Raw genomic sequence first — 5,422 nt, 5'->3', positions numbered from 1 at the left:
ATCTTCGGGTTATACTTCATCGTACAAGAACCGAGTGGATAAAAGCCCGAATCCACCCCGTGATTCCGTTTGGAAAGAGCTGTATAATGACGCATGATATCTAATTCCGATACTTCTGGAAGCTCAGCCTCTTCTTGACGGATGTATTCGGCAGGAAAAATCTCTTCAAGTGAAATTTCTTCAACATCCATTTCCGGTAGACTGTACCCGATTCGACCGGACGTACTGATTTCAAAAATGAGTGATTGATCTTGATTATTCATGTTGATCCCCCAATTCCTGCGCAAGTGCATCAATTTCTTCTTTTGTTCTAAGTTCTGTTACAGCCACAAGCATATGGTCTTTTAGCTGTGGATAAACAGTCCCTAAGTCGAAGCCGCCGATAATTTCTTTTTCAAAAAGACTTTGATTAATTTCTTGGTAAGATGCCGGCAGTTTAATGACAAATTCATTAAACGATGGTCCCTCAAACACCACTTCTATTCCTTTTTCCTTTATAGCTTTTTTCGCATAATAGGCTTTTTGAATATTATTCACTGCCATTTCTTTGACACCCTTTTTCCCAAGTGCGGTCATCGCAACAGAAGCTGCCAAAGCATTTAACGCCTGATTGGAACAAATATTGGATGTGGCCTTGTCACGACGAATGTGTTGCTCACGAGCTTGAAGCGTCAGCACAAATCCCCGTTTACCATTTTCATCCACTGTTTGCCCGACGAGACGACCTGGCACTTTTCGAACAAGTTTGTTCGTGACCGCAAAGTATCCGCAATGCGGTCCGCCAAAAGCTGCTGGAATACCGAATGGCTGAGCATCGCCTGTTACGATATCCGCACCAAGGGCACCTGGAGGGGTCAATGCACCTAGTGCAAGCGGGTTACTTGAAACGATAAACATGGATTTCACACCATGAATGATTTCTTCCATTTCTTTCAACGGTTCAATACGTCCAAAGAAGTTTGGATATTGCACAATGACTCCCGCAATATCGTCTTTCGCCAATTCCTTTAAGGCAGCTAGATCTGTCACACCATCTTTAAATGGAATTTCAATGACTTCCACTCGCTGACCTTTCGCATACGTCTTAACGACTTCCCTTGATTCAGGATGTACTGCCGCTGAAATTAGAATTTTCTTACGTCGTGTATGACCGGATGCAAGCATCGCTGCTTCCGCTAATGCCGTCCCTCCGTCATACATGGAGGAATTGGCTACATCCATTCCTGTCATTTCACAAATCATCGTTTGATATTCAAAAATGGCCTGAAGCTCCCCCTGTGAAATTTCTGGCTGATAAGGGGTGTAGGCTGTATAAAACTCCGAGCGGGAAAGAACATGATCGACGATGACCGGTGAATAATGGTCATACACGCCCGCACCAAGAAAGGAGGCATAGTTTTTAAGATCAGCATTCTTGGAAGCAAGTTTTGATAATTCTTTCATTAAGGCTGGCTCTGATTTAGCTGGTTTAATGTCATATTCGCCTTGAAAGCGGACACTTTCAGGAATATCGTTGAAAAGGTTCTCAACAGAAGGGACCCCTATTACCTCCAGCATTTGTTGTTTATCCTGCTCTGTCATGGGTAAGTAACGATGTTTCATCTTAATGACCATTCCTCTCTATTTACGTGGTTTTTTATAAAAAGGTGTTTGTATAATAACAGCTTTCAATCGTTTTGAACGAATTTCCACTTCGACTTCAGAATCCATCACCGAATAATCTTTATCGATAAGTACCAATCCTACATTTTTCTTCAATGTTGGTGATTGAGTGCCAGTCGTAACTTCACCAATGACTTTATCCCCACTGTATACCTTATAGCCATGACGAGGAATGCCGCGGTCAATCATTTCAATTCCGACAAGCTTACGTTGTGCCCCTTTTTCCTTTTGTTCAGTAAGAACGGCTTTCCCGAAAAAGTCGGCTTCCTTATCCACTTTAACCGCAAAACCAATCCCGGCTTCAATTGGGGTAATATCTGGTGAAAGCTCCTGTCCATAAAGCGGAAGTTTAGCTTCAAAGCGGAGTGTGTCACGTGCCCCTAAACCTATCGGCAGTATCCCTTCTTCTTTTCCTGCATCTAGAATAGCTCTCCAAAGGGCCGGGCCATTTTCACTGTGGCTATATATTTCAAAACCATCTTCACCCGTATATCCTGTACGTGAAACCATCGTGGAAAGCCCATTTATCAGGACATTTTCCTTGAATTTAAAAAAGCCAATTTCACTCAAAAGTGTATCATTAGATATTTTTTGTAATATTTTCTCTGCCAAAGGTCCCTGCAGTGCCAACTGTGTATAATCGCTTGATACATCCGAAAGTTGGACATCCTCTGAACAATTAGCTTGTAGCCAGTTAAAATCTTTTTCTGTATTGGCGGCATTGACCACGAGCAGATAGTCGTCTTCTGCCTTTTTATAAATGATAAGATCGTCAACAGTACCGCCGTTTTCATAACACATAGCCGTATAAATTGCTCCGCCCTGTTTTAGCTTTGATACATCATTGGTCATCATTTTTTGTAAAAAGGAAAGACTCCCTGGGCCCTTCACATCAACCTCACCCATATGGGAAACATCAAATAAGCCAGCTTTTGTACGAACTGCTTCATGTTCGTCCTTGATACCCGAAAATTGGACAGGAAGTTCCCAGCCGCCAAAATCGATCGTTTTTCCTCCGTATTCACGATAAACCTCAAATAGTGGCGTTCTTTTTAAATTGGTCAAAAAATGACCCCCCTTAGATTTTTTAGATTTACTTTGCTCACTTTTCTAAAAGCTTCTTTCCATTCTGTCAGATCATCTTATACTTCTCATCCTGATTCATAATGTGGAAAAAAGGGCACAAAAAAGGACAGAGAAAGCCCTAAAGAGCTTTTTCTCTGTCCTGAAACCTGAAAGTTTACCTATATAATAGGCTTTCCCCTTTGGTGGCCGTTCTGCAACGAGCGGCGCTCTCCAGAGTTGCGTCCAATAAGAGTTCTTTTGCCTGAGAGATTCACTGCTAAGTTTGCTCCTTCGGCGCTACATTCGTAGTCTCTCCCCTTATCTTCACCCGCATATAAATGTGTCTCCACCAATTAGGAAAGTAATTAATCCTACTGATAGTTAGTAAAACCTCTGTGCATTTACAATATGCTTTTTCTACCAACTCTCCTTAAAACTTCAGAACTTAATGAATGATCTCTAGTCTGTTAATCTGGGATAAAGTAAGAGGCGGTTGCCCATACTATGAAAAACATGAACTACATTCATAAAAATGTACGCTTCTCTTAAGCGTTTGGGAAATTGGAATTTTCTAAATATACTTACATCCTACCTTAAGAAACTTTTCTCTGCAATATTTTTTACTGAGAAATATTTTTCTTACTTCACATATAAAATGTTCGGGTTTCAACCTTAAATAAGAAAATTATGATTTTAGAAGGAGTAGTTTCAATGAAAATTAATATATCCTTCAGTTCTGATTGGAATGACGAGTTTCTACAAAAGATGGAAAATGACGGTCCATGGGGCTTTATAAATTGGCTGTTCAAATGGAAGAAAACCTCATTATTCCTGATTTTGAAGGTTTACAGGCACCCAAGCATCTTCCACAGCTCACCCCACTTCCCCACCAATTGGAAGCGGCAAAGCAGGTAGTTGAAAAGATGAATGGAAAAGCCATTTTAGCTGATGAAGTAGGTCTCGGGAAAACAATCGAAGCTGGCTTGATTCTAAAGGAATATATGATCCGAGGTCTTGTTAAAAAAGTATTAATTCTTGTCCCCGCTTCACTTGTAAGTCAATGGGCTTTTGAATTGAATACCAAGTTTCATATTCCGGCTGTTGTTCAAAGAAAAAGCTATGTGTGGGAATCATGCGATGTTGTTATATCATCCATTGATACAGCGAAACGCGCTCCCCATCGAGATATCATTTTTAATCAGCAATATGACTTTATCATTATTGATGAAGCTCATAAACTTAAAAATAATAAAACGAAGAACTATGAATTTGTCCAAAATCTGAAAAAGAAATTTTGTTTATTGCTGACAGCTACGCCAATTCAAAATAAAGTCGAAGAAATTTTCCATCTTGTTTCGTTATTGAAACCGGGACACTTGGGAAATGCAACACTCTTTTCTGAGAAATATAAAGGCAAAGGCCGAAATGTTATTGAGGATGAGCACCTAAAGGAACTCGTCAACACTGTAATGATTCGGAACCGACGGGCTGATACTGGAATTGAATGGACAAAAAGGCAGGTGGAAACAATCATCATTGAATTTTCTCCAACTGAACAAGCCTTGTACGACGCTGTTTCCAAATTTAAGCCTATTTCAGATGGATCGAAGGGAAGTTCTTTTTCAGCACTCACGCTCCAAAGAGAAGCATGCAGCAGCAGAGAAGCCGTTTTTTATACATTGAAAAACATGAAAGCCAAATATGAACAGCCTTCCCATGACTTTTTAGCAAAGCTAGATGAGCTGTTTGAGAAGGTAAATGAAACAGAACAAAACTCCAAGGCTGAAAAAGCTTTAGAGCTCATCAAGAAAATTGATGACAAAGTGATTATCTTTACCGAATACAGAGCCACTCAGCTATATTTACAGTGGTATTTACAACAGAATGGAATTTCCTCAGTTCCCTTCCGCGGCGGCTTTAAGCGTGGAAAAAAAGACTGGATGAGAGAATTATTCCAAAAGCAGATTCAAGTTTTAATTGCTACCGAAGCCGGTGGGGAAGGAATAAACCTTCAATTTTGCCACCACTTGATTAATTTTGACCTGCCATGGAATCCAATGAGACTTGAACAAAGAATTGGACGGATTCACCGACTTGGCCAGGAAGAAGATGTCATGATATATAACTTTGCAACGAAAAATACAGTTGAAGAACATATTTTGAAATTATTATATGAAAAAATCCATTTGTTTGAAAAAGTAATTGGTGAATTGGATGATATTTTAACGAAGCTGGATATTACTAACATCGAAGAATATTTAATTGACGTGGTCGGCGAGTCCCGAACTGAGGGTGAAATGAAAATCAAGATGGATAATTTTTCATCGATGATTCAATTCGCTCAAACTATGAAGGAAGGTGAGATTCATGCAGCAACAGGAAATTCATGATTTTTTAATAACTTTCTTTGAAGCTAATGATTGTGAAGTACTAGAGAATGCCCCATCCCATATCACTGTTCAACTGACGATTGAAATGGATAAAGAGTTAATGAACCGTCCCTTTTATTGGCATTATCTTGAAAAAACGAGCGGGATTCCAAACCCAGCCCAGATTACCTTCATTACTGATCCTGAACAGGCTCCACCCAATATGAAAGGAGAACGAATTCACTTTGGTTCGCCCCGTCTCCATCAAATTATCGAATCAACAAAAAGGCTGGCTGGATATACTAGACTTTTCGAGGATACACTCC

3 protein-coding genes, 2 pseudogenes and 2 riboswitches are annotated in these 5,422 nt (G+C 40.0%); of the genes and pseudogenes, 2 read left to right on the top strand and 3 right to left on the bottom strand.

Annotated features, from left to right (window positions below):
- From AC1DUW_RS20420 to gcvT, 3 genes and pseudogenes are all read right to left on the bottom strand, one after another.
- A pseudogene (locus AC1DUW_RS20420) lies at positions 1-263 on the bottom strand (aminomethyl-transferring glycine dehydrogenase subunit GcvPB); the annotation flags it as partial.
- Positions 256-1,602, bottom strand: coding sequence for an aminomethyl-transferring glycine dehydrogenase subunit GcvPA (gene gcvPA / locus AC1DUW_RS20415; RefSeq protein WP_053346936.1), 1,347 nt, complete (start codon positions 1,600-1,602; stop codon positions 256-258). The pseudogene AC1DUW_RS20420 and the gene gcvPA, both read right to left, overlap by 8 nt.
- 18 nt (positions 1,603-1,620) lie before the next feature.
- Positions 1,621-2,727, bottom strand: coding sequence for a glycine cleavage system aminomethyltransferase GcvT (gene gcvT, locus AC1DUW_RS20410; RefSeq protein ID WP_053346937.1), 1,107 nt, complete (start codon positions 2,725-2,727; stop codon positions 1,621-1,623).
- A gap of 153 nt (positions 2,728-2,880) precedes the next feature.
- Positions 2,881-2,964: riboswitch (glycine riboswitch) on the bottom strand.
- A 3-nt stretch (positions 2,965-2,967) separates the two neighbouring features.
- A riboswitch (glycine riboswitch) is annotated at positions 2,968-3,055 on the bottom strand.
- 383 nt (positions 3,056-3,438) lie between these two features.
- Here gcvT and AC1DUW_RS20405 point away from each other — a divergent pair.
- Positions 3,439-5,117: pseudogene (locus AC1DUW_RS20405) on the top strand (DEAD/DEAH box helicase).
- On the top strand, positions 5,095-5,422 hold a 328-nt coding region (locus AC1DUW_RS20400), incomplete at its 3' end, for a YqhG family protein (RefSeq protein WP_477643314.1). The pseudogene AC1DUW_RS20405 and the gene AC1DUW_RS20400, both read left to right, overlap by 23 nt.

The organism is Peribacillus sp. P4_C12, assembly GCF_056402095.1.
This window is presented reverse-complemented; position numbering and strand designations above follow the sequence as displayed.

What these genes read in the sequence shown, in the direction of transcription:
- gcvPA (WP_053346936.1), bottom strand. Translation starts at nt 1,602, where the DNA reads ATGAAACATCGTTACTTACCCATGACAGAGCAGGATAAACAACAAATG.